We start from the raw sequence: 24178 nt of genomic DNA on the forward strand, positions 1-24178 counted from the left end.
ATGCATCAACAAAGTGTAGTAAAGATGAGAACTTATAAAAGAAAAACACCTGCAATAAAAAATATTACAGGTGTCTAATTAAATATATTTGTCTAATAATCTGTATCGATTATTTAGGACTAGTCATCATCTCAAAGTAAATACTGGTTAACTTTTACTAATTATCAGATAATTAAGTACATATAATTTTATTAAGACTAGTCTTAACTTAGTGTTCAAAAGAATAAGAATTATTTTGAATCAAGTAAACTTATTAAAAAAGTACAATTCTATAATGCAGCATATTTTTTTACAAACAATTAACAACCAAAATTTATCCTATGAAAGAAAGAAAATTACCCCGATTTTTATCTTTTCTACTTCTTGGCCTCTTTGTGTTAACAGCAGAAAATTTAAATGCTCAGACGAATTTAGCAATGCTAAGTTCAACAAAAGTCTCTACATCTCATGTTTCGCCATGGGAAAGTCTCAGTGCTGTAAATGATGGTTTCCCCCCTATTAGTTCTGATGATAGGACAAATCCCGTTTATGGAAATTGGGACGGTGAAGCAGCCTACAACACCTATAATTGGATCCAATACGATTGGGATTTTGCCCATGAAATAAACAATGTCTCCTTATATTGGTTTACTGATTTTGGAGGTATTGCGCAGCCTACAGATGCTTATATTACCTACTGGGACGGTCTTGAGTGGATCAATGCTGGCAGCGTAGGATTAGCTTTAAACCAATTTAATGCTATTGGAAATTTAAATTTTAAAACTAAGAAATTAAGGGTTTATTTTAAGAGCAGCACAGCGACTGGTGTAGTTGAATTTCAAGTTTTTGGTGTAGAAACAACCCAGTGTGATCCAACAGGACTGACAGCCGCTGTTAAAGTAAATAACGGAAGCCAAAAACCGCTCAATTATGCTGTTGTTTCCCCAACAGAAAGTGTACAATTTTTAGCTTCAATTGCCAACAATCCAACGGGCGGTAAAATGAAATGGACCGGTCCAAATAATTTTGTATCGAACGACCAAAACATTACTTTATCTAATTTACAAATAGAAAATTCTGGAACCTATCGTTTTGTATATATTAATGAATGCGGTACCGAAAGCACCCTATCTTTTTATTTAACTGTAAAAGAAGACAATAGTGATTTCAGTACATGGCCAAGTTACGATACAACGCTTCATTATGATTTTAAAAGCGACTATCCTGATTTTCCAAAACCTACAAAAAATTTAGAAGAGGATTATCCAAATTATAATGGTTGTAATGGCGTTAAATCTACTAATGTGGGTTCATGGACTTTTGTACAAGGCCCAAATGCTAACACTTTAGTCACAGATACGGCTGTCGATTTAATGCTAAAACGTCTAGACAGTGACTTTACTTTTCTAAGAGATAATATGGGATGGCCGCCAGACAAGTTGTATAGGGCAGGATATCGCAGTTCTGTGTATTTATTTGGATCTGGTCTCTGTACTGACACAGCATCAAATACAGATTTAGGAGGATGGCAGAGCGGCGTTGGCACTCCAGATGGAGAGAGCTGGCCAATGGTTCTTTTGTCTTATTATCCAGTTGCCAGTTTCGATCCTAATACCACTTTCCCAGACGCACAGTACCAAACTGGGGCTTGTGTTCACGAAGGAATACATGCAATTTATGCTTCCCTTCCTGGATGCAGAAAATCAGCGTGGTTTCACGAAGGCTCAAATGTTTGGCTTCAAACGGTTTTAGACATCAAAAAAACTGGAAGCACAGATTATAGCAATGTCGATTTAGGTTGGTTAAGTGCTGGTTCTGTGATCGCGCCTTTTATTCCTATAGAATGCTATAGCGGTTGGCTTCAAGATGGTTCATTTGGAGGGCCTTCAGCCGAGGGTGTAGATTCTGGAGTTCAAAATTCAGAGGGAGTAACCTTAAGATTAACTAGAGATATCATTGGAGGAGTGCAGTACAGTTCTGTGTTTCCAACCTTTTTAGGAGAAATTGTAGACGAAAAAAGTTTGCCTTGGGTTTGGAATTATTGTGAAGGACGTGTATTAGAAGGCATTGCAAATGGAAATGGTGTTGTTAATGGTTTAGGAGATGCTAAAACACGCAAGATGGTTCAAGAATATAGAGCGCGATTGGCATTATCTGACTTCGGAAAATTCGAACAGCCAATTTTAAATTTATACCGCAATAATATGGGACGAGAATTGGGCCCTGAACAGCCGGCTCTTATTAATGTCGAAAAATGGAAAGCGACGCCTTATGCTGTAACTACTACAGATGAGGACGGATACTTAATTCCACAAGAAAAGACCCTTCCTGGATGGTCTGGCGCTAATTTTATTCCTATTCATGTTCAGGGAAATCAAGCTACAGTATTTTTTGAGCCATTAGGAGAAAATATGTCGATTCAGTTATGTTATCGTACCAAAGAAGGAAAAACGGTTTATACACAGCCCGTTTATGCAGGCGACTGTACAATTTCTTTTTCTCAAGGAATTCCCGCAAATGGTGTGATATTCGCTGTAATTTGTAATTCAGATTATATTTTTGAAAATAATGACACTCGTAAAAAGAAGTTTAACTACAAAATTAAACTGGAAGATGGAGCTACAAGAACAGCCAGCGTAGATAAAAATTGGTGGGATTGGAAAGCCGTTATAACTGATAATCTTTCTGTTGCGGATTTTTCAAATTCATCTTCTAACTTCTTGATTTATCCAAATCCGACCAATAATGCTTCTTTGATTAATATTAAACTATCAAATGAAAATGCTGCAACCTATAATTTAGTAATAACTAACAGCAGCGGTCAAGTAGTATTTGAAAATAAAAACTACAATCTAGAAGAACAATACCATACTGGTAATTTGTCAAAAGGGATCTATTTTGTAACTATTCAATCTCAAAATTTTAAACAAACAAAAAAGATTATTGTAAAATAATAGTGCTGGCGAAATAAATTTAGTTTAATATTTTACTGCACTTTCCAATTGGAAGGTGCAGTTTTTTTGTTATTTTCATAAAATAAAAAAAACTCCAGCGGAGCGACATATTATAGATTATAAAAATATCACTCCTCCGGAGCTTTTTATATTGTAGAAATATATTCTTTTCTATAAATATTTCGCTTCTTCGAAGCTTCCAAAAAAAACTATCCCCTGTTAAATCGTTATTTAAAATAAAACGGAACATCCATAAAAATCATTGTAACAGCAAAGACCCCAGCGGGGTAAAATATTTATAGTATTTCAATAAAAAAAAATAAAAAAAGCTCCAGCGGAGCGACATATTATAGATTATAAAAATATTACTCCTTCGGAGCTTTATATTGTAGAAATATATTTTCTTTGCTATACATATTTCGCTTCTTCGAAGCTTCCAAAAAAAACTATCCCCTGTTAAATCGTTATTTAAAATAAAACGGAACATCCATAAAAATCATTGTAACAGCAAAGACTCCAGCGGGGTAAAATATTTATAGAATTTCAATAAAAAAAAATAAAAAAAGCTCCAACGGAGCGACATATTATAGATTATAAAAATGTCACTCCTCCGGAGCTTTATATTGTAGAAATATATTCTTTTCTATAAATATTTCGCTTCTCCGAAGCTTCCAAAAAACTATCCTGTTTTAAATCGCTCTTTAAAATAAAACGGAACATCCATAAAAATCATTGTCACAGCAAAGACTCCATCGGGGTAAAATATTTATAGAATTTCAATAAAAAAAAGCTTCAGCGGAGCGACATATTATAGATTATAAAAAATGTCACCCCTTTGGAACTTTATACTGTAGAAATATATTCTTTGCTATACATATTTCGCTTCTCCGAAGCTTCTAAAAAACTATCCCCTTTTAAATCGCTCTTTAAACTAAAAAGAAACATCCATAAAAATCATTGTCACAGCAAAGACTCCATCGGGGTAAAATATTTATAGAATTTCAATAAAACAAATGAAAAAAGCTCCAGCGGAGCGACATATTATAGATTATAAAAATATCACTCCTTCGGAGCTTTATATTGTAGAAATAAATTCTTTGCTATAAATATTTCGCTTCTCCGAAGCTTCCAAAAAAACTATCCCCTTTTAAATCGCTCTTTAAACTAAAACGGAACATCCATAAAAATCATTGTAACAGCAAAGACCCCAGCGGGGTAAAATATATTTAGTATTTCAATAAAACAAATGAAAAAAGCCCCAGCGGAGCGACATATTATAGATTATAAAAATGTCACTCCTCCGGAGCTTCTTATATTGTAGAAATATATTCTTTGCTATACATATTTCGCTTCTCCGAAGCTTTCAAAAAAAAACTATCCCCTTTTAAATCGCTCTTTAAACTAAAAAGAAACATCCATACAAATCATTGTCACAGCAAAGACTCCATCGGGGTAAAATATTTATAGAATTTCAATAAAACAAATGAAGAAACTCCAGCGGAGCGACATATTACAGATTATAAAAATATCACTCCTTCGGAGCTTTATATTGTAGAAATATATTCTTTGCTATACATATTTAGCTTCTCCGAAGCTTCCCAAAAAAACTATCCCCTGTTAAATCGTTATTTAAAATAAAACGGAACATCCATAAAAATCATTGTCACAGCAAAGACTCCATCGGGGTAAAATATTTATAGAATTTCAATAAAACAAATGAAAAAAGCTCCAGCGGAGCGACATATTACAGATTATAAAAAATGTCACCCCTTCGAAACTTTATATTGTAGAAATATATTCTTTGCTATACATATTTAGCTTCTCCGAAGCTTCCAAAAAAAACTATCCCCTTTTAAATCGCTCTTTAAACTAAAACGGAACATCCATAAAAATCATTGTCACAGCAAAGACCCCAGCGGGGTAAAATATTTATAGAATTTCAATAAAAAAAATAAAAAAAAGCTCCAGCGGAGCGACATATATATCATATTCACTTCGTTATTACTTTTTTGTAATAATTGCAGACCAGCCACCTCCAGAAGCCATTTTGGCATTTACCTTCGTGTTTTTAGTAACGGCTGTTATTTCTTTTTTATAATCTTGTGCAAATGTTTCTGCATTAATACCGTCTGAAAATACTTCCATTGAAAAATTTCCCTCACCAAGGAAAGAAAGATCAATTGGTAATTCCCTCGCATCTGCATCTGTCATTCCTCCAATAAACCATTTATTGTCTTTTTTTCTTGCCACTACAATATAATTTCCAACAGAACCATGAAGCACAACGGTTTTATCCCAAACGGTTGGAATTTGAGTAATAAAATCAACTGTTTCCTGCTCTTTGTAATATGTTGACGGCGATTCGCACATCATTTGCAGAGGCGCTTCATAGACAACATACATGGCCACCTGATGAGCGCGTGTTCCCATAGTCATTGGATTATTAAAACTTATGGCAAAGTTTTTAGGCTGTTTATTAATCATCGAACCTGGTGTAAAATCCATAGGTCCTGCCGCCATTCTAATAAACGGAATCGTTACGGTATGTTCTGGCGTAATTTCATCACTCCATTTGTTGTTTTCATTTCCTCTTACACCTTCGTAATTCAATACATTTGGATACATTCGGTGTAAACCTGAAGGCTTAAATGCTCCATGAAAATCTACTAATAATTCACGTTTGGCGCATTCTCTGGCAATCTGCTCATAAGAGTTTACCATATATTGATCGTTACGCTGCATGTAATCAATTTTTATTCCCTTTGCTCCCCAGTTTTTATAAGTTTCTAGAATTTGCAATAAATTCTGATCCAATGGTTTCCAAAGTACCCAAAGAATTATACCGACACCTTTTTCTTTTCCATATCTAATCAATTCTTTTACATCCATTGCGGGATTAAAATCAAGAATATTCGTAGTCGATTTTGTCCAGCCTTCATCCAGAATTACATATTCTACTTTATTCGCTGCAGCGAAATCTATAAAATATTTATACGTTTCTGTATTTAAACCTGCTTTGAAATCAACGCCGTAAATATTATTGTCATTATACCAATCCCAAGCTACTTTACCTGGCTTAATCCAATCTGTGTTTTTAAGCACATTGGGTACCGCCAGCTGGTAAGACAAATTACTTTGTACAAAAGTGCGATCGTCATCACTTATAATAAATACACGCCAAGGGAAAGCTCTGCTTCCGCTTGTTTTGGCAATATAATCTGCTTCTTTTGTAATCGTTTGTACACGATCTGATTTTCCGTCTTTATCTACCGCTTCTAAAACATATTTTGGAAATATCGCATTTAAAGTTGTGTTTCCATTCCCTTTTAAAAATAGTCCAGGATAATCATGAAGCGCAGTTTCTGTAAATAAAACTTTCGCTTTAGGCGTAGTAAACAAAACAGGGAGACTGCAAAAATCTTTAGAAGCAATATCGTTTAAGGATTTATCTAAATACAATCGCTCATTATGAGAATACATGGACTCTTCCTGAGGAAATAAAGAACGGGAACCTTCAGGAAATGATAAAGAAACTTTTTCTGAAATTATATCTCTTTTTTCTTTAGCTTCATCTATAAATTGATAAGCTACTCCGTCATTATAAACACGGAAATTAAGCTTGTAATTTCCCTGATACGCAATAGAAAGCTCAGTATATTCGTCCTTGATCTCAGCATCTTTGATTGGTATTATTGCATGGATGTTTTGAGACACGTTTTTAACGGTCTGTTTTTTAACCTTCGAATTAAATCCAAAATTTGTTTTAGATGAAAAGGTCATTCCTGCTTCTGCATTCTCAATAATTAAATTTCCATTTAATAAAACCGACCAATAAATTTTATCAGAATTAACCACTTCTATTTGAATGCGTCCATCAGGAGATTTAACCTCATAAGTTTGAGAAGAAGCTTGAAATGCACATAGCAGTAAACCGCATAAAATAAGTACTCTTTTTTTCATTTTTGAATGCTATTATTTTTAAACTATTTTTTAGAAGGTCCTTTCGTTACTTTAGGAGTAGTTTGTTTCATCAGGTTTACAACCTCATCTTTACTTAACCCATAATCGTACATTTTCAACGATGCCATAAAACCAGAATAATTTTCTCCAATATCTGATGCACCAATTATAATTTTAGCTTTTTTTATCGCCGATGACAACATCATATTTTGAGCATTATCAAGTACGCCGTCTACATAAATTTTCTCTACCACACCATCAAAAGTCAAAACAATATGATGCCATTTATTTTGTTCGGGCACTTTGTTGTATTTCATATCAAAATGACCATCTAAATGTGGAGCGGCACCATAATGCCCGCTATTATAAGCCATTGCATTAAAAGAATTTGCCAGATTATATTCAGTACGATCACACCAAGAGGCCAGAATTTCTCCTTCTTTGGATACTTCTGGATTTTTTACCCACACAGCAACAGAGTAAGAACCATTCCACGCCAGATTTTCAGGAACTGCTTTATCAAGTATCAAAGAGCCTTTTACAAAATTAAGAGCCTTAATTTTATCTTCTTTATCCCAAGAGATGTCCACATCTCCAGTTTTCGTAAAAACACCTCCTAAAGAACCTTTGTTAGGCAAACTATTAAAAGAACTACCGTATTTTTCATTAGTAACATCAAGATCTAACAGCATTTTATGAGAGCTTAAAGTTGCGGGTGCTGTATTCGATTTTTTGTTTTGTAATTGCAGCGGAAGCTCAAATAATTCGCTGTAGACTTTTATGTTCCAAACCGCTGCATAAAGTCCTGCTTTTTCTGTACCTAAAACGGTTAGTTTTAAGAAACGAGCGGTCACATTATTATCATCAATCATTGGACTTCCAGAAGTACTATTTTTCGATTTATCGGCATACAGCTGCCAGTTTTTTCCATCTTTAGAATATTCTAATTTGTATTGATAATAATAACTTGCAAACTCAAATTGAGTCATTACCCTCTTAATTTGTTTCACACTTCCTAAATCAATCGTTAAATCCTGCGGAAGAGCATTACTGCCAGCTTTCCACATGGTAGCATTATTATCATCTGCTGCAAAATCTGGTTTGTATTCGTAATCGTATTCTAAAGATTGCAAGTGATAAAAAGATGATGCTGCTATCTGGGCATTGAGTGCTATGTTTTCTGGAACATTTGTTTGTACAGTTTTTTTAATACCGATTGAAGTAGGTATTACTTTTCTAATGGTCGAATCATTTTCAAAAATCATTTTATCAATGCAGACTTGTCTTGCCAGACCTCCACGTGTCATTGGATAATCATGTTTATGATAAACTATATAATAATCCTTTCCATCTTCTAATACCGAATGATGTCCTGGTCCGTGTGTCGTTTTGTCTTCGCTTGTACTCAAAATTGGGTTATTAAGCCCTTCTTTAAAAGGTCCGTAAGGAGAATCAGAATAAGAATATCTCACATTATAAGTTTCATCATGACAGGAAGCTCCAGAATACATTAAAATGTATTTATTTCCTTTTTTCATCATGTAAGCCGCTTCAAACGGTTCAGGAGTCTGACTTAATGGAATATTTTTAGAATTCATCATGTCTTTCATCGTCGAATTATTCAATTCTCCTACGGCATAACCTCCATTATAATGTACCCAAGTTCCCCAATAACTGTATATTTTTCCATCGGTATCTCTAAAAAATTGTGCGTCTAATGAAGGAAAACCTTCTCGTGGATATCCATTTGAAATAACGGGTTCGTCATTTTGATTTAATTTTTTCCAAGGTCCAATTGGCGTATCCGAAACGTAACCATAAATGTTACAGCCAATTTCACAATTTCCAAAATACAAATAGTACTTACCATCATTTCCAACCACAATATCTGGCGCCCAAAAATTGGTAATTGGTTTTACTGTAAAAGACGGAATTTCCATAGTATAATTATACCAGTTTTTTAAATCTTTACTATACCACACAGTTGGAGCTCCAGATGCCAGCATTTCGTTATCAGTGGTAGCGTAGATGTAATAAATATCTCCAAACTTTTTAATTGTAGGATCTGCATAATAGCCTGGCAGAATTGGATTTCCAGCCGAAAAAACAGCTGTCTCAACTTTGTTTTGACCAATACCCTGTAATGTAAAAACAAGTACAATAAGGCTGTAAAATATTTTTTTGTCTAACATGGCTAATAAATTAATTTGAAGAGCTTTAAATGATATCAATATTTCCAGACAAGTACATCGGAAGTTTTGATAGTTTTGTTTCCAATAATTGTAGCTGCATTTTTTGGTAAACTGATTTCATAGTTTTTATCCGAATAATTGACTGCAATACCAAAACCATCACGATATTCTACCATTACACCCTCAGGATAATTTTCTATTGACACATTTTCCTTTTGATATAATTTTCGCAATACTTGTTTTTCAAGGTCGCCATTTTTAGAATCTACACCAATGTAGGTTACTGTTCCTTTACCTAGACTCCTAGAAGTAACTGCTGCTTTTCCTGCATAAAACTCACTTCCATAAATTGCCCAAACGTCTGTTTCTTTATTAGGTTTTAATAAATCTCCCCAGCTTGTCCATGCAAACTCTTCATTATTAAACTTTATGATGCCTGGAGACTGAGGCATTAACAAATCATAAGATTCTATTTCTGATCCGATTAAATTCCACATTGGTTCGTAAAATTTAGCTTCCCAAAGATGCCCCAGACGATTTTGAATTCCTGATCGACAGCTCAATACCAAGTTCCCGCCATTTTTAGCATATAAAGTCAACTTGTCAATCATTTTTTGGTCAATCATTTGATAGGCAGGAACAATTAAAAATGGATAATTAGAAAAATCAGTAGTATCCCGAACAAAATCAACTGGTGCGCCAAATGATTTAACTGCCTTATAGTATTTTAAAAAATGGCCAATGGTGTTCCATTCTTTTGTCTGTTTGTTTAATTCGATCCCCATAACATTATCAGCATTAAACAAAATTCCAGTTTTGCGTTTTAAATAGTAATCTGGCAATGCCACTTTAGCATACATTTTACGCAGTGTACCTATTTCTTTAATAAACTGATTAAATTCTAAACCGCCTGGTGTTGGTGTTACCCCATCTGTACCAACAATTCCGTAATGATATTGCTCATAACCGTAGAGCGGCGCACGAAAACGATAGGTACAGGCAAATTTACTTCCACCTGCAAAAACGTGCCATAACCACATACGAACGCTTCCGGGCATTGGCTGCGGGTTTATACTTCCCCAGTTTACTTGTCCTGGCTGCAATTCCATACAGCCATACATTCCTTTTAAAGGGCGAAAAAAGTCATTTGACATACCAATACTGGTATAATCTCCTAAACGATAACCTTGTGAACCAATTCCTAAACTTCCTCCGTAAACCAAATATCGTGTGTAACAATCGAAATCCAGTTCTTTACTCATTCCAACAAAACTTTCATTATAATTGGATCTGTAGTTAGAAGTTATCCATTGATCTTTACTCGCAAATTTGCGTATGGTAATGGCCTGTGAATCCAGAAAAGTGGCTGTTTCTTCATCCGCAAATCGATAATGATCTAACTGCGAATGTAAATTCATTCCCCATTCTTTATGGAGCGGAATATTAATTTGTTCAAAATCAGTATACGTTCCACTCCAGAAATTATTTCCCCATGCGGTATTTAAAGCATTAATAGATTTGTATTTGTTTTTTAGCCAATTTCGATAACGCTGTTGCGCATCGGCTCCATAATCCAGAAAGCGTGCTGGTTCATTATCTACCTGCCAGCCAATAATGTTTTTATTATCACCATATCTTTTTGCTAATTGCTCAATCATTTTCAAAGAATAGGTTCTGTAATAATTACTTGAAAAAGAAGCATGCTGCCTTGAACCATGATCTGTTTTGGTACCATCTTCGTAAGTTGCCAGTATATCTGGATGTTTCCGAACCAGCCACACAGGAGGTGTAGCAGTCGAGGTACACATTACAATTTTCAGTTTATATTTAACTGCAATTTCTACCGCTTTATCCAGCCATTTAAAATCGTAAACCCCTTCCTCAGGTTCTAATTGTGCCCAGGCGAATTCACCAAAATGAGTAAACTCAAAGCCCATTTCTGAAATCTTTTTCAAATCTCGGTCCCATTGGCTCTGGTCCCAGTGTTCGGGGTAATAATATACACCAACGGTAGTTAGATCTTTCTTTGGGAAAAATTTTTCAAAATTTTGGGCTGCAGCATTTAAACTGATCATTATTAAAAACAATCCCAGCCAAAATCTCTCGAAAAAGTTTTTTTTTGATCTTATATTCATTTATCGTTATAATTTAATTTTGACAGCTTTATTTTTCAAAGCTATTTCATACGCACCTCTAACCTTTGGATAAGCAAGCTGTATATCTTTGTTAATTCTTAAATAAGCATTTGGAGTAAATTCATTTTGACTGCTTAAAGTAATCTCAACTTCATCCGTTTTGGTATTATAAGTAATCGTATCAAAAGTTCCTGCATCTAATGTCAGCCACAATTGTTTTGGAGCAATAAATACTTTAGATTTTGCAGCAGTAGTTAATTTTACCTGCACTAAATCACCTTTTACAGTAATATTACCACCAAAAGCCAGCCAGCCTAAATCATTATCTTTCGCAATATAAGTTGCTGTATTTACAGCGTAACCATAAAATCCAGAACCATAATCACCAGACAAATAATCAATTCGTAACTCTGTCGGATAAGAATGAAAAGCTGCAGAACCAAATCCGTCTTCAGTAATGTTCGAAATTCCACCTAAAAGTCCGCCGTAACCCACTTTTAATAAATACAAATCATCTGATTTTTTTCTGTATTGTTTCAAAACCGGAATCGCATTTAAAGAAGATCCATAATGATGTATTTGACGTTCTACTCTTGATAATTTTCCTCCGTACAAGAAATCCCAGTATCTGCGTGCATTACCATTATACGCCCAGTGAGGCATTGTTGGCATATAAGCTACGATTGCGTTTAAGGTTACATCTGCTTTTTCATCATAACCAAAATAATCGGACCACATATACACTTCTTCCTGACCTGTCGAGTCCCATGGCATTTCGCTTCCAAAAGGATAATCAAGCGCTTTCCAATGATTGGCTCTGTCTTTCATTTTTGCTTCTAAATTGGAAGCCATTTCTGTAAGATTTTCATTTTTCAAATCTTCTAAAATCAGTAAAAATACCGAACCTTCCATTTGACCAAACTGAGCATAATAAGGAGCAAGTTCTGTCATCGCGATTGAGGTATAATAAGCTTGTTTTAAATACCAGTCCCATGTCCTATTTTCTACTAAATCTTTATTATAGCGCGCCAATCTGTACATCGTCCAATAGGCAGCTGCTACGTGAGGATAGTTATACGATCTTCCTGGATCATTTGCTTCTTTATGTTTCCACGCTGCCCAGCTGTTATAATTTACATCTTTGCTGTAAGTCCCTTTTGGCAGTGAATCTGGTTCATAATAAAAAACGCTTTTTTTAACACCGAATTTATTTTTGCCCTCGCTGTACTGAATATTGCCCCAAAGGGTTTTATCAACAAATTGTTCTAATTTTTTAATTTCTTCTTTATCAGGCTGAATATGCTGTTTCATAATTGCAGCCAGCCAGCCTCCTGCTCCGCCTTCGTCACTTAAACCAGCAACCCAAGCCCTGCTGTCTTGAGTCAGCTGCTTTTTGGTTTCGTAATCGTAACTAATTACCGAAGGATTTCTTTTGAAAATTGGATCCGGCTGATCAAACCACTGCTCGGTTGTTAAGAAGTGGCCAAAATCTTTAATAACCTCATTTTCAGGTTTAATGATTTTATAATTAATGGTTTGTTTGATACCATTTTTATAATTGATGGTTAATCTCGCACGTCCCCATTTTATGCCATGAACCGTATATTTTTTTAACCCTTTTGGCGTTTTTCCGTATTCTTTTATTTGAAGAGCTCCTTTAGGTTCGATTTCAAATGAGCTCACATCCTCTTTATAATTCAAAAATAACTGTGACTGAATATCTTGTGGAAGCACATATCCAGGAATACTTGTTGCAACAGGAAGTTCTTCTTTTACAAGCGTATTTTGTATGTCCTCAATTCCTTCAGAAAGTACTAGTTTAAATGCAAAACTTTTAGACTCTTTTGGTTTCAATAGTAATGAAGTTGGTGCATTCCACTGTTGTGCATTTTTCCATTCATTTTCTGCGTAAGCTTTACTGTACACCATCCATTCATGAAAACCTTCAAAAACAATACTTCGCGGGGTTGGATCATCCAATAAAGGACGGTAAGCCTCAAATGCCATGTTTTCTTTTGGAAGTACTAATAATGCAGGTCCTTCACCACTTAATCTTTTTACTTCCAAATATCCCGCATCCATTCCGATATAAGGATCAAAAAATACATTTTGGGCATGAGTTTCATTTAGCGATTTACCTTCTAAAATATTATTGAAAACCATAGGAATACCCAATGCACCAATCTCAATCGTACCAGCTGATTTATTTGTAATCTCAAATCTCATTACCAATTCACCGCCGTCAATTTCATAAAAACGTTTAATTGTTACTGGAATATTATTTGGCAGCGTATTAGCCAAATCTGCTGCTGCCAATACTTTTGCCGAAGTTTCTAAAGGCGTAACTGCTTGGCGTTTTGCTGCTGTCGAAAAGCTCTGCCAATCACCATTTCCTTCTTTAATTTTTAAATTAATATCTCCCAGATGATAAAGCCCATCTTTATCTCTAATTTCAAGTCGGTCACTAGGCGTAAAATCAAAATTTAGATTTTTAATTGGCCTTAAACCCGCTACTGTCTGTGAAGCTTTTACCAGCTTTAATTGAAAAGCAGGTGTATTTATTTTTTGATAAACTTCTGCAATACCCAAAGAAGGTTCTTTTTGTTCAATTTTACTCCAATAATCTTGAGCCTGGATAGTGATTGTACATCCTAAAAATAATAATAAACCAAGTCTGTATTTTTTATTTCCCATCTTTGTTTTATGCTTGTTTAATTTTGTTTTTTGTTTTGTTTTCCCTTTATCCAGCTTATTTTAAAGTAACATCGAGATAAACCGAATGGCGCCCGTATGTATTGTAAAAAGGTTTAAATTGTACTCCATCAATAACAAACTCCAATTTCTCGGTATCTCCTTTTATTGATTTATTCAAATCTTTAGCATCTAATGTTATTTTACGCCATTCTTTAAGTGGTTCAGATTCCTGAGCGGCCAATAAAACTGGCCCGTAAAATAAACTTGCGATATTTTGCTGATCCATTACGGGATCTAAATGAAATTGAAAAGGCATACGCAGTTCAATCGTATCTCCGTCTTTCCATTTACGGCTTAAAGTAAGATAGCTTCCAGGAACCACTTTTACTTTTTCCTCTCTGCCATTTATTTTTACAAAAAATCCTTTTGCCGCCCAATGCGGTACGCGCACATTGAGATCAAACTTTCCTTCTCCTTTAATGGTTAATTGAGTATGATCTTCATTTGGAAAAGAAGTTTTCTGCTCTATTGTTACATTTTTTTCTTTCCATTTTACTGTTGATGGAATATAAAGATTAACATATAGGGACTTATTATCAATACTTTTGAAATAAATTGAATTTTGCAATTTAGTGCTGCTTTCCAAAGCTGTACCATTACAACAGGTAAAGCCTTCCATTTTTGGATTACCAAACTGTTTTATAGAACCAGGTCGTAAAGGAACGTGATAGGTATTTGCAGGTGTTTTTTCTGCTACTGAAGCAAGTATATGATTGTATAAACCACGTTCATAATAATCCATATATGCAGCACGCTGTTCATATAGAAATAAATTACTGGTCAGCTTCAGCATATTATAAGTTGCACAAGTTTCATTTTGCCCGCCGGCAGAAAACCCGTTCACATAAATTGTCGAAGGCTGGCTGATGAAACATTCTGCATTTGCGGGATTACTTGCCCCAGCAACGCCTCCAATACTGTACATATAATCATTCGTCGTTTTATACCAGAAATTATCTGCAATACGATAATAATCTGGAGTCTTAGAATCCTGATACATTTCAAGCGCACCCACAATTTGAGGGATATGCTGATTGGCGTGTAATCCTCGAAATGTGTCTACATTTTTAGCTAATCCATTTGAATGTTTTGCATCTCCATAAAATACTTTGATATTATCAAATAGCTGCGCCACTTCCAGATAACGTTTCTCATTTGTTATTCGGTAAAGACGTGCCAGAACTTCATTCATTCCTCCAAATTCTCCAGCAATATATCTATTCCACATACTGATAAGAATTTCATTAGGCAGTTTTTTCATTCTTGCATAAACCCAGTCTCCCATACCTTCAGCTATTTCAAGGGCTTTCTCGTTGCCGCTTACTTCATAAACATCCAGCAGACCAGCGAGAATTTTGTGTAAAGTATAATATGGTGCCCATATTTGAGTTTTTTGCCCCCCATAATTTGCCCCTTTTTCCAGCATTATAAATTGATCTGGCGGATAAGCACTGATGAAACCTGTACCCCAATTCCAATAGTCGGTACGAATACCTTCTGTACTTAGATCAGAATCATAAGCTGTTTTGCCTGGGCCAAAAGGAACTGCAGCAGGATCTGATACATATACTCCGCCAGTTTTGCGAGGCTGTCCAGACATTTTGGCCAGCTCATAAAGCGTATTGACCATATAATCCATTTTTTTTGCAAAATTTTCGTGCAATGTGCTGTCATATCCCGTACTTGCATAAGCCTGCGCTATTGCAGTTAAATAATGTCCCGTTGCATGACCGCGTAATTTAGTATCCTGAGTATCCCAAACCCCCAAAGCTTCAGCATCTTCTGGCTGTTTTTGTCCAAAAGCATTGCGAAACATATACAAGAATGAATCAGGATTTGTTTCTGCAAGCGTTTTTATGAACTTCTCTCTATTTTCAATAAATTTTGTGTCATGTTCATGAGAATCTAAGTTTAATGCTACTTCATCCAGATTAAAAGTTTTTAATTTAATTTCTGGTGTTGCAGCTTCTTTCGCAGCTTGTACTGTGACAACTGCTTTAGGCTTAAAATCTGTACCAGAAACTATTCCAGTTACAGTATATTGTCCCGCTTTTAGAACAGAGCTGTTGTCCGTTGGTGCCGGCCAGATTACTCGAACGTCAGGACCTTCCACTCCGTCTCTGTAGATACCTTTTATATAACTTGGTAACCGAGGAAGATCACCAACCACAGTCTGTACTTTTACATCTGAAATACTGGTTAAATATTGGTTATACAGCTGAGGAGTTGTCGCAGGATATTTTGGTAAATCTCCTACGGGCTGTTCTGGTTCCTCTTCTTCAGCTGCTGCATTTTTTAAAGAATTATGGTGAATTTTTCCTATCTGTTTTTCAGTTAAGGGAATTCGATAAATTCTAAAATCATGTAATTTTGCCTGTAAATAAGGATCGTGAGGCGAAATTGATTTACCTATATTCAATATATTATTTTTACCTGAATCAGCATCAAACAACTGATTTAATTTCAATTTTACATTCTTAGTCGAACCTGCTAAAACTCCATTTACATACGTATTTAAAGATTGTGATGGAATATCAATTACAACCACTAAATGAACCCATTTGTTTATTTCTAAAATTGGTCCCTCTGTCTTATATTTTTCTCCAGATGCAGTTGTAACTTCTGTTTGAAAATTACCTTTTTCCTTATTTCCAGTTGGAGCAACAAAAAGATGTGCTTTATTATTTTTTCCAAAATCAAAAAAATGCTGATTTTGCTGGTCAGAAAGTAAATATATCCATCCAGAAATACTAAGCGATTCTTCATCTGCAAATGTATTTCCTGGAATGGCAACATAAGCATTCGTATTGGCAGACAAAGAAAGTACTTTTCCAAACTGGGCATCATTTTCGAACTTCATTTTTGAATCCGACATAGTACCATGCAGATTATTTCGAGACCAATCTTTTACATCACCATCAAACACGTAACGAGCAATCAATCCTGTTTCGCCAATGCCATCCAGAATCTGATCACCACCTTGTGCCCATAAAGATGTTGTGTTTATGGAGCCAAAACTTAACATTGTAAATAGTAATAGTCCAGATATTTTCATATTTAAAAAAATTTAATATTTCGTTTTTTAATTCTCAACTTATAATAAAAAATGCGATTCTCAAGAATAGATACACCTTTTTAAAATTGAACATTAATTTCTTGTTTCGTTACGCATCGCTAAGATATCATTATGCGCTTGTAAAATTGAGAATCAAGATTGTTTTCCAGTAAAATCAATTTCTAATTTAAATAGATTACAAAATGCTTTAAGCCAAGAGATTATACTTTATGATAAAATAGGTTATTCGTGTAAAATACACATTTATCAAAAATAGCCAATAAGTGCTCGCTCTTCCAACATTTAACAATTGTAAAATTATAAGCAATAGGCAGATTAATCCAACTTTATTTTATCCTAACCCAATACTATATTATCTTAAATTAAACATTTTAACAGTTTTACCGAATAACTCAAGCATTTATTAAGAAAATGTATTTTTAATAAGAGCCAATATTTCAACAAAAAAAGAGCCAAAATATTAACTACTAATATTTCAGCTCTTTTGCTTGTTTTTATTTTGTGTTTCTTTGCGCCTTTTATTTCCCGATGCAGAAATTAACTTTCCTTATCTCATACGGGTTAAGCAATCTGAAGGTACAAATAAGGTACAAATTTTACAAAACAAAATCTTACAAAAACATCATTCGTAATCTGGCAGATAATATGGCAGATAATCTAGTTTTCAATAGAACGTTTTAATATAGTAGTTGGGTAAATATATAAAAATTAATGCTAATCTATAATCATGCATATTTCTTTTTTACCTTAAATTAAAACTAGCTTATAAAAATAAAATTACTAGTGGAACAAACTAATATAATTAAAGATTCCTACATTACTAAAAACATTATAATACAAACACTATTATAAAATTATTAAAGGAGTAGTAATTTTACAATACATATTTGCTTTGAAACATATCTTATTTCCCCGATAAATAATATGAAAAAAAATCCTTCAATCCCTTTTAAGCTCCTCTATTCTTATTATCAGAATCCTGATGTTCTCTTTCTGGCTAAAGACCTGCTGGGAAAAGTGCTCTTCACACAGGTTAACGGAAAAATAACTGCCGGGATTATAGTTGAAACAGAGGCCTATATGGGCATTGCTGACAAAGCTTCCCATGCATATGGAGGAAGAAGAACTGCCAGAACTGAAACGCTTTACCAGCATGGCGGCATATCTTATGTGTACTTATGTTACGGTATTCATTATTTATTCAATATTGTCACTGCCTGCGAAGGCGAACCCCATGCAGTTTTAATCCGTGCCGTGGAGCCTTTCAAAGGAATAGATCACATCGAAAGCAGACGCGGCCTTAAAGCTGGAAATTCCCGCATTACCTCCGGGCCAGGATCTGCTGCAAAAGCTTTGGGAATTGACAGTGGATTTAATAAAAAATAACTGGCTGGAGATGAAATCTGGGTTGAAGACCATGGCTTTCGTTATGATGATGATCAGATAGCCGCTGTACCGAGAATCGGGGTTGACTATGCAGGAGATCACGCACTCTTGCCATGGCGCTTTTTCATCAAAAACAATAAATATGTCAGCAGGAAACCAAAAATTTAAACATCCTGATTAGACTTTCCACTACGGCCTGCTTTTTATAAATAATAAATCTCTCAACAGTGTTGAGAGATTTATTATTTAATTAAAGAAAATCTTTAAATAGAGTCCGTTCTTATATTCTGATTCCCTTTTTGTGTTGAACCGGCTGTACCTGAGCCAGTCGCCCCTTTGCCTGTTGCTCCTGTAGTTCCATGCTGTCCGTTCTGCTCGGGATTTAATGTCGCAGAGGAATCCAGCGCCGGACCTATTGTATCAGCAGACATGTCCATTGTGTCGGACTTAATTCCAGTAGGATTTACATCATTATTTTCATTCTTTTTACAGGAGAATATAAAAGCTGTGATTAAAAACAGCATTATGATTTTAATTTTCAAAAGTGTTTTCATCTTCTGTTCATTTAAGTTCATAAAATTGTACACTCAAAATTAAAAAACTGATCTCCAACGGGTTTATATAATTCCTGAAATCCTTTATAGGATAATTATTACGATATAGCACTATTTATATAATTTTACACTACAAGCAGAATACCAGTACATGACTAGAAAATTCATTGTATGTTAATACTCTTTTTAAACGGACTGTCTCGCATATCGTAATATGATGAGCATTACACTGCCTCTGTCTGATGCAACGCACAGGCTCTATTTACAGTTTACAAACCTCCCTAATGGTAAAAGAAATTAACTTTTGCTTCAGCCATAATTAATCTTTATCTCTATTCTACAAGCTAAAATTATTGAACTATTTATTATCACAGTTAAACTTTTGAAGTTTTAATATCTAAAGAAACAGCATTGTCTTAATCTATAAAACTGGTTTACAAAGCAATATATAAGTGTACAAAAAATACAGTACCTTAGTCTTGAAAAGTTTTACATAAAAATGCAAACTTATGCCTAAAGAGTACCGAAAATTTGATGCTGCTTTTAAAGTGAATGTTGTAAGGTTAAGTTATGAAAAAAAATGTTTAAAAGACTTTGCTGCGGAACTTGACATAGATCAAAATGTATTGTCAAGATGGCGCAGGGAGTACAAAAAATTTGGTACAGGAAGCTTTCCAGGCATTGGTTACCCGAGAGTGCATCCAGACAATAAAAAGCTCTTCGAGCTTGAAAAAAGAAGTAAAAAATCAGATCTTAGGCTGGAAATCTTAAAAAAAGGAACACCGTACCTTTTTCAAGGGAAACCGGCGCTCTATGCATTCATAAAAGATAACGAAGATAAGTACACAATTAATCTAATGTGTGAGATCCTTGGAATATGCAAACGCATATATTTCAAATGGAAAAAAACTGGAATACCAAAAAAACATCTTCACGTGGCACTGCTAAAGGAAGAAATAACCGCTATCTTTTTAAGTTCCAAAAAAGAGTATGGCAGGGACAAGATAGCTAAAGAACTTAACAGGCGGGGATTTAAGATAGCTCCAAGAATGGTATCTAATTACATGCAGCTGCTGGGACTACGCAGCAGATCAAAAAGAAAATTTAAAGCCACTACAGATTCCAAGCATAATTATTATACAGCCCCAAATATTTTAAACCAGCAGTTTAAACCAGATTTCCCCTCTCAGGCATGGGTTTCCGATATCACTTATATTCAGACTAAGTCAAGATTTCTGTACCTGACAATCATTATGGATCTTTATGACCGGAAAATAGTCGGCTGGAGTCTGAGCGGCAGTCTTCACACTAAAACTACCATTTTGCCGGCTTGGGAAATGGCTGTGGCTAGACGTAAAGTCTTGGATGGACTGATATTTCATTCTGACAGAGGTGTGCAGTATGCCAATAGGGCTTTTGCAGCACGGCTTAATTCTTATCAATGTGTAAGAAGCATGAGCCGAAAAGGCAGTCACTTGGACAATGCAGTTGCTGAAAGTTTTTTCAGTTCATTTAAAAGGGAACTAATCTATCAAAAGACCGACCTGCTGAATGAACCAGAATTAAAAGAGGAAATAACTGACTATATAGAAAACTGGTACAATAAAAAAAGGATTCATTCAACATTGAATTATAAAACTATCGAGCAGTTCAATGCTGGTGAAAGCAGGGTTCAAATATCTCATCATGATTAATATGAAAAGAGTAAATAACGTATACGATCCCTATTTTAAGGTAAATGCTGTCCTGGTGAGTTACAAAAGAAATAATTTAACGAAACTCGAACAGGAGCTCGGACTATATGAGGGTGCAATGACCAGCTGGCGCAAAGTATATAAAAAATACGGTCCAGAGGGCTTTTCCAAAAATAATTCCTTAAAAAAGAATAAAGAAAATCATAAAGAATCTCAGTTTGAAAAAAAGATAAAAAAGTCAGAATTAGATTTTGAACTTTTACAAGAAGCGGGAGAACATCTCAAAGATGGAAAACCAAGAATTTTTCAATTTATGAAGGATAATGAAAAAAGATATTCCATAAGAAATATGTGTAAAGTTTTGGGCATTAACAGAAACACCTACAGAAGATGGAAGAATAATTATGATACAGAACAAAAAAGAAAAGAGGCAGTACAAAAAGAAATAACTGCAATATTCTTTGAAGCCAAACAAAGGTATGGAAAGCAGAGAATTAAAATTGCACTTCAAAATTCCGGCTATCACTTAGCTGTTAAAACAGTTGGAAAATATATGAGAGAGCTGGGGCTCCACTGCAAGTAAAAAGACAACAGTACTAATTTTAAAGAAATGAAAAAGCATTTAGTATCCATAATTTTATTTTATTTTTTTATGCCATATTCCAAGGCACAAATAGAAAATTCAGTCTTTGCAGTTGTTAAGATTTCATATAATATTCCAGGAGAAACCCCTGTCATAGGCGGCATATGCGGTACTGGTTTTTTAATAAAAGACTCCACCGTTCTTATTGCTCATCACGTGCTTAATACAAATAATTTCAAACCAAACCCCGGCTACAGGTTTGTACAATTCTGGTTGCTAAAGAGGGGCACAAAAATGATTATACCGCTTTCAGTAGACTACTTAGAATCCATTCCGGAAATAGAAGCTGTGGTCATTAAACTACCTGTTACTGTAAAAAGTAATGTACTGCTGTCTGAAACAAATGCAAAACAAAATGATAGTGTCAAAAATTATGGGCATTTACTTACTATGCCGATAACGACTGCCCATTGGGATACTTATAGTCTGATTATTGATGATTACAATCTAGAGACCAGTAAATCTGATGCCTCTGGTCATATTGTTGAAATACAAAACATGTCCGATAATGCCAATGACATTAAATTAACTGATATAAAAGTAATTAAGCCTTCATTTAAAGGAAATATTGGAATGTCCGGCGGTCCTTTAATTTGTAATGATAAAGTTATCGGCATGATGTCATTTGGACTTCCCGCTGATCAAGAAATTAAAGAGGCAGTATTTGCTATAGCTATTGATCAAATCATTGCGAAACTAAAATAAATACTACTGCAGACTTTCAAATAGGTAAAAATCACGTACTCTCATTTATCGTACTGCCCGATTTTTTCTTCGTTATTTTCTATCCTAAACTTTTAACATAATGAAATACCTTTTAGGCTCTTTTAAAGTGTTCTCAAGAAAATGAGAAAGAATTGAAACAGAAATTCTTCTGAAATTTTCGTAACTTAGCGTATCTTATTGAATAATATTAATTGTCTTACATATGACAGAAAATATTAGACATTACCCGCCTCTTTTCAAAGAGAACGCTGTTCTTCTAACCTATAGAAGAAATACACTTGCAGAAACTGCGACAGAACTTGATATTGATCCCAAGCAGCTTTGTAAATGGCGTAAAGTTTATGAAAAATATGGGAAGGGAAGTTTTCCTGGTGAGGGCCGTAAAAGAGTCTATTATGAAAACAAGAAAATCTACGAATTAGAAAAGAAGCTGGCAGCATCGCGGCTCCGGCTTGAAATACTCGAGAAAGGAATTAAATACATGCATCAGGGCAAACACGTCCTTTGTAATTTTATACACCAGAACAGAGATAAATATCCTTTATACAAAATGTTTGAGGTCTTAGGAGCTTCTCACTCTACCTACGATTTGTGGACAAAGCAGCCTTTTTCAAAAAGAGAAACTCGTGTCTATTTGCTTAAAAAAGAAATAAAATCTATTTTTTTTGAATTCAAACAGCATAAGGGCACGGTATTAATTACAAGAGAACTTCACAGCCGGGGCTTTCAAATTTCCGATACTCAGGTTTCATTTTATATGAAACAGCTTGGTCTGCACCGTATCGTAAAAAAGAAATTTACAGCCACAACAGATTCAAAACATAATCTATGCACTGCTCCAAATGTATTAAACCGACAATTTAAAATCGATAAACCAGCTAAGGTATGGGTTTCAGACATTACCTATATCCATATAGATAAAAGGTTTTCATATTTAACTGTCGTTATGGACTTATATGACAGAAAAATAATAGGCTGGCATTTGAGCTGCGGACTTTCAACAAAGGTTACTACCCTGCCTGCCTTTGAAAAAGCCAGAATTAATCGTCCTGTTTCAGACGGGCTGATATTTCATTCTGATCGAGGCATACAATATGCTAACAAAATATTTACCAGTAAATTGGACCAATTAAACTGTACGCGCAGTATGAGCCGTAAAGGGGACAAATATGATAATGCTGCTGTAGAAAGTTTTTTCAATACACTAAAAAGAGAATTGATTTACAGACAGACTAGATTGCTGACAGCAGATGAAATGAAAAAAGAACTATTTGAATATATAGAAAACTGGTATAATAAAAAAAGAATACATTCCAGTCTTAATTACCAGACAATCGATGAGTTCAACAGTGGAGCTTTATGAAAAACAGCAGAAAAACATATGATCGTGATTTCAAATTAAAAGCTGTGCTGTTAAGCTATGAGAATGGCAGTCTTGCTCAAACAGCCAGAGATTTACAAATAGATAAAAATCTTCTTTTTCTTTGGAGAAAAGAGTTTAAAAAATACGGAACTGGATGTTTTCCAGGCTATGGCAGCTTAATTTTAACTTCTGAGGAAAAAAAGATTTACCATCTCGAAAAAAAAATTAAAGACACCGATTTAAAGTTTGAAATCATGCAGCAGGCCAGAAAATATATCTGCCTGGGAATGCCTTTTATTTTTCAATTTATGGCAGAAAATGAAAAAAAGTATTCCATAAGGTTATTGTGCAGGGCACTGGATGTAAACAGAGGAACGTATCGAACATGGAAACGGGGCCTGCTTACAGAAACACAAAAATGGCGTATAAACCTAAAAAAAGAAATCAGTTCCATTTTTTCTATTTCCAAAGAGACTTATGGATGTTATCGTATCGCGGCAGAACTTCAAAAATCGGGTTATTTTGTCTGTCACACGACAGTACTAAAACATATGCGAGAATTAGGTTTATATGTTTCAATTAAGAAAAATACCCTGGCAGCCAGAAATCAAAGAAATAATCCATCTAGAAAGGATTAGCAATTTCTGAAGCTCTTCAGTGTACTGCAGAATCACTCTGTTTTTATTTCTATTATCACTTAAACTTTATTAGATTTATACCTCGGGTAATAAATGAGCTTCTTACCAAACAACTTTATATCAT

Annotated in this window: 12 protein-coding genes and 1 pseudogene; 7 read left to right on the plus strand and 6 right to left on the minus strand. The window is 34.6% G+C overall.

Going from position 1 to position 24178, the window contains the following annotated elements:
• Positions 1-320: 320 nt before the first annotated feature.
• Positions 321-2933, plus strand: coding sequence for a T9SS type A sorting domain-containing protein (locus BSF42_RS18250; protein WP_095954540.1), 2613 nt, complete (start codon positions 321-323; stop codon positions 2931-2933).
• Positions 2934-4934: 2001 nt separating this feature from the next.
• Here the strand turns inward: BSF42_RS18250 and BSF42_RS18255 are convergent.
• The 5 genes from BSF42_RS18255 to BSF42_RS18275 are packed head-to-tail and all read right to left on the minus strand — an operon-like array spanning position 4935 to position 17029.
• Positions 4935-6893 (minus strand): glycoside hydrolase family 97 protein, encoded by a 1959-nt coding sequence (locus tag BSF42_RS18255; RefSeq protein WP_095954541.1) that lies wholly within the window; start codon positions 6891-6893, stop codon positions 4935-4937.
• Positions 6894-6916: 23 nt separating this feature from the next.
• Positions 6917-9085: a family 43 glycosylhydrolase gene (locus BSF42_RS18260; RefSeq protein WP_095954542.1), complete on the minus strand. Its 2169-nt coding sequence runs from the start codon at positions 9083-9085 to the stop codon at positions 6917-6919.
• Between the two features lie 35 nt (positions 9086-9120).
• On the minus strand, positions 9121-11220 hold the full coding sequence (locus tag BSF42_RS18265; protein ID WP_095954543.1) for a beta-galactosidase: 2100 nt from the start codon (positions 11218-11220) through the stop codon (positions 9121-9123).
• A 6-nt stretch (positions 11221-11226) separates the two neighbouring features.
• The gene (locus tag BSF42_RS18270; RefSeq protein WP_095954544.1) at positions 11227-13914 is read right to left on the minus strand and encodes a DUF5695 domain-containing protein; all 2688 of its coding nucleotides are present in this window, start codon (positions 13912-13914) and stop codon (positions 11227-11229) included.
• A 55-nt stretch (positions 13915-13969) separates the two neighbouring features.
• Positions 13970-17029 carry a beta-L-arabinofuranosidase domain-containing protein gene (locus BSF42_RS18275; protein WP_095954545.1) on the minus strand — a complete coding sequence of 1020 codons (3060 nt, stop codon included), beginning with the start codon at positions 17027-17029 and terminating at the stop codon, positions 13970-13972.
• A gap of 945 nt (positions 17030-17974) precedes the next feature.
• On the opposite strand from BSF42_RS18275, the pseudogene BSF42_RS18280 reads away from it, so the two are divergent.
• Positions 17975-18604: pseudogene (locus BSF42_RS18280) on the plus strand (DNA-3-methyladenine glycosylase).
• Between the two features lie 95 nt (positions 18605-18699).
• Here BSF42_RS18280 and BSF42_RS18285 read toward each other — a convergent pair.
• Complete coding sequence (locus BSF42_RS18285; RefSeq protein ID WP_141248478.1) at positions 18700-18990, minus strand: hypothetical protein; 291 nt, start codon at positions 18988-18990, stop codon at positions 18700-18702.
• Positions 18991-19499: 509 nt separating this feature from the next.
• Between BSF42_RS18285 and BSF42_RS18290 the strand changes: the two genes are divergently transcribed.
• The 5 genes from BSF42_RS18290 to BSF42_RS18310 all read left to right on the plus strand — a co-directional run bounded on the left by BSF42_RS18290 (position 19500) and on the right by BSF42_RS18310 (position 24054).
• Positions 19500-20684 carry an IS3 family transposase gene (locus BSF42_RS18290; protein WP_095954547.1) on the plus strand — a complete coding sequence of 395 codons (1185 nt, stop codon included), beginning with the start codon at positions 19500-19502 and terminating at the stop codon, positions 20682-20684.
• Entirely contained in the window at positions 20677-21267 is a 591-nt protein-coding gene (locus BSF42_RS18295; RefSeq protein WP_172426720.1) for an IS3 family transposase, read from the plus strand. Before BSF42_RS18290 ends, BSF42_RS18295 begins: the two co-directional genes overlap by 8 nt.
• 27 nt (positions 21268-21294) lie before the next feature.
• A complete protein-coding gene (locus BSF42_RS18300; RefSeq protein ID WP_095954549.1) occupies positions 21295-22032 on the plus strand; it encodes a trypsin-like serine protease in 738 nt (245 codons plus the stop codon).
• A gap of 223 nt (positions 22033-22255) precedes the next feature.
• Positions 22256-23416, plus strand: coding sequence for an IS3 family transposase (locus BSF42_RS18305; RefSeq protein WP_095954550.1), 1161 nt, complete (start codon positions 22256-22258; stop codon positions 23414-23416).
• Complete coding sequence (locus BSF42_RS18310) at positions 23413-24054, plus strand: transposase (protein WP_095954551.1); 642 nt, start codon at positions 23413-23415, stop codon at positions 24052-24054. Before BSF42_RS18305 ends, BSF42_RS18310 begins: the two co-directional genes overlap by 4 nt.
• Positions 24055-24178: the final 124 nt, after the last annotated feature.

Origin of the sequence: Flavobacterium sp. ACN6 (assembly GCF_002304005.1) — a bacterium.
Lineage (GTDB): Bacteria > Bacteroidota > Bacteroidia > Flavobacteriales > Flavobacteriaceae > Flavobacterium.

Coding starts and splice junctions, on each gene's coding strand:
- BSF42_RS18260 (WP_095954542.1), bottom strand. CDS start 9,085: ATGTTAGACAAAAAAATATTTTACAGCCTTATTGTACTTGTTTTTACA.
- BSF42_RS18310 (WP_095954551.1), top strand. CDS start 23,413: ATGAAAAACAGCAGAAAAACATATGATCGTGATTTCAAATTAAAAGCT.
- BSF42_RS18250 (WP_095954540.1), top strand. CDS start 321: ATGAAAGAAAGAAAATTACCCCGATTTTTATCTTTTCTACTTCTTGGC.
- BSF42_RS18275 (WP_095954545.1), bottom strand. CDS start 17,029: ATGAAAATATCTGGACTATTACTATTTACAATGTTAAGTTTTGGCTCC.
- BSF42_RS18270 (WP_095954544.1), bottom strand. CDS start 13,914: ATGGGAAATAAAAAATACAGACTTGGTTTATTATTATTTTTAGGATGT.
- BSF42_RS18300 (WP_095954549.1), top strand. CDS start 21,295: ATGAAAAAGCATTTAGTATCCATAATTTTATTTTATTTTTTTATGCCA.
- BSF42_RS18290 (WP_095954547.1), top strand. CDS start 19,500: ATGCCTAAAGAGTACCGAAAATTTGATGCTGCTTTTAAAGTGAATGTT.
- BSF42_RS18255 (WP_095954541.1), bottom strand. CDS start 6,893: ATGAAAAAAAGAGTACTTATTTTATGCGGTTTACTGCTATGTGCATTT.
- BSF42_RS18305 (WP_095954550.1), top strand. CDS start 22,256: ATGACAGAAAATATTAGACATTACCCGCCTCTTTTCAAAGAGAACGCT.
- BSF42_RS18265 (WP_095954543.1), bottom strand. CDS start 11,220: ATGAATATAAGATCAAAAAAAAACTTTTTCGAGAGATTTTGGCTGGGA.
- BSF42_RS18295 (WP_172426720.1), top strand. CDS start 20,677: ATGATTAATATGAAAAGAGTAAATAACGTATACGATCCCTATTTTAAG.
- BSF42_RS18285 (WP_141248478.1), bottom strand. CDS start 18,990: ATGAAAACACTTTTGAAAATTAAAATCATAATGCTGTTTTTAATCACA.